Raw genomic sequence first — 3,033 nt, forward strand, 5'->3', positions numbered from 1 at the left:
GGGCCGGCGGGGGCGTCGTCGGGTCGGGCTTCGGCGGGGTCACGAGCGGCTGCAGCGGCTTCTTCGCCGCGGGCGGCATGACGACGACGTGACCGGTCTGCACGACGCGCGCGCCGTCCGTCGCGGTCTGCGTCAGCCGCAGGTGGTGGTCGCCCTTGTGCCACTCGCCGTTCGGGGCGGGGATGCTGCAACTCCAGCTCGTGGCATCCGCGACGGCGCCTGCGCACGCGTCGGCGACCGAGCGCCAGCCGCCGCCCGCGGGGGTGCGCAGCTCGACGTCGAGGCTCGCGCCGGCCGCCTTGCTGCCCTGGAGTCCGATGGGGGTGTCGGGGTGCAGGTAGGGCGTGGAGGTGCTCCACGACAGCGTCGACGTGCTCGCGACGGCGTGCGCGGAGGTCATGAGCGCCATCGTCAGCGTGCTGACGAGCGGGAGGAGGAGGACGGCGAGCGCGCGCGGCGCCGCAACGGTCATTCTCACCAAGAGCGGGGGTCTCTTTCGGGATGGTGGAGCGACGCACGGAAGTGGGGGAGTGCCAGCGCGCCGAGCGGGTAGTGAGGGCGCGCCGAGGGTGAACCTGGTTCGGGTAAGGCCACGGTAAACCTGCGTGCGCCGTTCCGTATAACGATCAGGTAAACATTCGGCACTGTGTGCGCGCGGTCAAGAAGGGCGCGTCGGTAACGGGCGTCGCGCCGCTCAGATCCAGCCCGGGAGCCAGTAGTGCAGGCGCAGGAAGTCGATCGGCACGGGCCAGCCCGTCCACATCGGGAGGAAGAAGGCGCTCAGGGCGACGGCCACGACCACGAGCAGCGCCACGGCCGCGAGGGCGAGCCGGCGTCGGGGCGCCGGGTCGGCGGGCCCTCCGAGCACGGCGCGCAGCACGGCGACGAGCGCGAGCGTGAGGAACGGCGTCAGCACGACCGTGTAGAAGAAGAACATCGTGCGCTCCGGGTAGAGCAGCCACGGCAGCCAACCGGCCGCGACCCCGGTCAGGATCACGGCGAGCGCCCAGGGGGAGCCGAAGGGTGCGATCGCGGCGCGGGCGCCGGTGCCGCGCGCCACCGCGACGGCCGTCATGAGGCATCCGATCACCAGCACGATCACCGCCGCGACCGACGCCCACCACAGCAGCGGGTTCGGGATGCCCGAGATCGCGACGGCCGTGCCGTCGCCCCCGTCGACGTAGTGCATGTAGGTCGGCCGCAGCAGCAGCGGCCAGCCGAGCGCCGGAGCCTCGTACGCGTGCGGGCTCGACTCGCCCACGTGGTACCCGTACACGGACGCCTGGTAGTGCCACAGGTTCTGCACCGCGTCGGGCACCCAGGCGAGGATGCCCGTCCAGCGCTCACCACCCGAGGCGATCCACTGCCGGTCGTAGCCGTTGTTCGACAGGAACCAGCCCGTCCACGTCACGAGGTGAGCGGCGAGAGCGACCGGGACGACGAGCAGCGCGCTCGCCGGCGCCTGCCGCAGGAGCGTTCCCGACGCCCAGAGGGAGACGCCCGCGCTGCGCCGGTCGAGGGCATCGGCGGCGACGGTGAGCACGGCGAAGGCGGCGAGCAGGTAGAGGGCGCTCCACTTGATCGAGACGGCGAGGCCGAACGCGACGCCCGCGGCGATGAGGCACGACCGCCCCCACAGCACGGGCCCCCAGTCGGTCGGCCGCCCCTCGAACCGTCGTCGGGCGAGCCACTCGCGCAGCCGATGATGGCTCGCGCGGCGATCGAGGATCACGAAGAGCACCGCGATGAGCACGAACAGGGTCAGCAGCCCGTCGAGCAGGGCGACGCGGCTCATGACGATCGCGTTGCCGTCGATCGCGACCAACCCGCCGGCGAGGCTCGCGAGCCCGACCGACCGCCACAACCGGAAGGCGATGAGCATGACGAGCCCGACGACCGCGACGCCCGCGAGCGCGGTCGCGATGCGCCAGCCGACCGGAGTCTCGGGCCCGACCGCGAGGAGGCCGAGCGCGATGATCCACTTGCCGAGCGGCGGGTGCGCGACGAACGCCGCCTCCGACCCGGGCGAGCCGGGCGCGCCCGCCGCGAAGCCCTCGTTCGCGCCGTCGGGCCAGCGGCCCTCGTAGCCGAGCTGCAGGAGGCTCAGCGCGTCCTTCACGTAGTAGGTCTCGTCGAACACGAGCGTCGCCGGCTCGTCGAGCCCGATCAGGCGCGTGGCGGCCGCGACGCCGAGCACGAGCGTCGGCGCGGCGATGCGCACCGCGCGGCGGGCGGCGGGGGATGCCGCGGCCCAGCGCTCGTCGAGGCGCGAGTCGGGCATCCCGTCGCCGACCGCCTCGGGCGCGGGGGTCGGCTCTGCTCGCGTCACGCGCTCATGCTAGCCGCGCCCGCCGGTGGGAGGATGGCCCGATGATCGTGCTCGCCGCCACCCCCATCGGCAACCTCGGCGACGCGTCGCGGCGGCTCATCGAGACCCTCGAGGCCGCCGAGCTCGTCGTCGCGGAGGACACCCGCACGACCGCCCACCTGCTGCGGGCGCTCGGCATCGAGAACCGGCCGCAGCTGCTCGCCCTGCACGAGCACAACGAGCGCGCGCGCTCGGCCGAGCTCGTCGAGCGGGCGCGCGACATCGACGTCGTCGTGCTCACCGACGCGGGAATGCCGGGCATCAGCGACCCCGGCTACGTGCTCGTCGAGACGGCGATCGCGGCAGGAGTCGGCGTCACCGCCCTGCCCGGTCCGAGCGCCGTGCTCATGGCGCTCGTACTGAGCGGGCTGCCGACCGACCGTTTCGCGTTCGAGGGGTTCCTGCCGCGCAAGGGCCGGGCGTCGCACCTGCGGGGCCTCGCCGCCGAGCAGCGCACGCTCATCTTCTTCGAGGCGCCCCACCGCATCGGCGCGGCGCTCGCCGACCTGCGCGACGCCTTCGGAGCCGATCGCCGCGCCGCCGTCTGCCGCGAGCTCACCAAGAAGTTCGAGGAGGTCGCGCGCGGCACTCTCGCCGAGCTCGCCGACCGCTACGCCGAGGGCGCGCGCGGCGAGATCGTCGTCGTCGTCGAGGGCGCGCCCGCG

At 73.8% G+C, this 3,033-nt stretch carries 3 protein-coding genes; 1 reads left to right on the top strand and 2 read right to left on the bottom strand.

Going from position 1 to position 3,033, the window contains the following annotated elements:
* Both Q7T15_RS10650 and Q7T15_RS10655 read right to left on the bottom strand, forming a co-directional pair.
* Positions 1 to 478, bottom strand: a 478-nt coding sequence (locus tag Q7T15_RS10650; protein ID WP_304696089.1) for a hypothetical protein, incomplete at its 3' end; no start/stop codon positions are given.
* 216 nt (positions 479 to 694) lie between these two features.
* On the bottom strand, positions 695 to 2,329 hold the full coding sequence (locus Q7T15_RS10655; RefSeq protein WP_304696091.1) for a dolichyl-phosphate-mannose--protein mannosyltransferase: 1,635 nt from the start codon (positions 2,327 to 2,329) through the stop codon (positions 695 to 697).
* A gap of 41 nt (positions 2,330 to 2,370) precedes the next feature.
* On the opposite strand from Q7T15_RS10655, the gene rsmI reads away from it, so the two are divergent.
* Positions 2,371 to 3,033, top strand: a 663-nt coding sequence (gene rsmI / locus Q7T15_RS10660) for a 16S rRNA (cytidine(1402)-2'-O)-methyltransferase (RefSeq protein WP_304696093.1), incomplete at its 3' end; no start/stop codon positions are given.

Source organism: Microcella sp. (assembly GCF_030645145.1).
Taxonomy (GTDB): domain Bacteria; phylum Actinomycetota; class Actinomycetes; order Actinomycetales; family Microbacteriaceae; genus Microcella.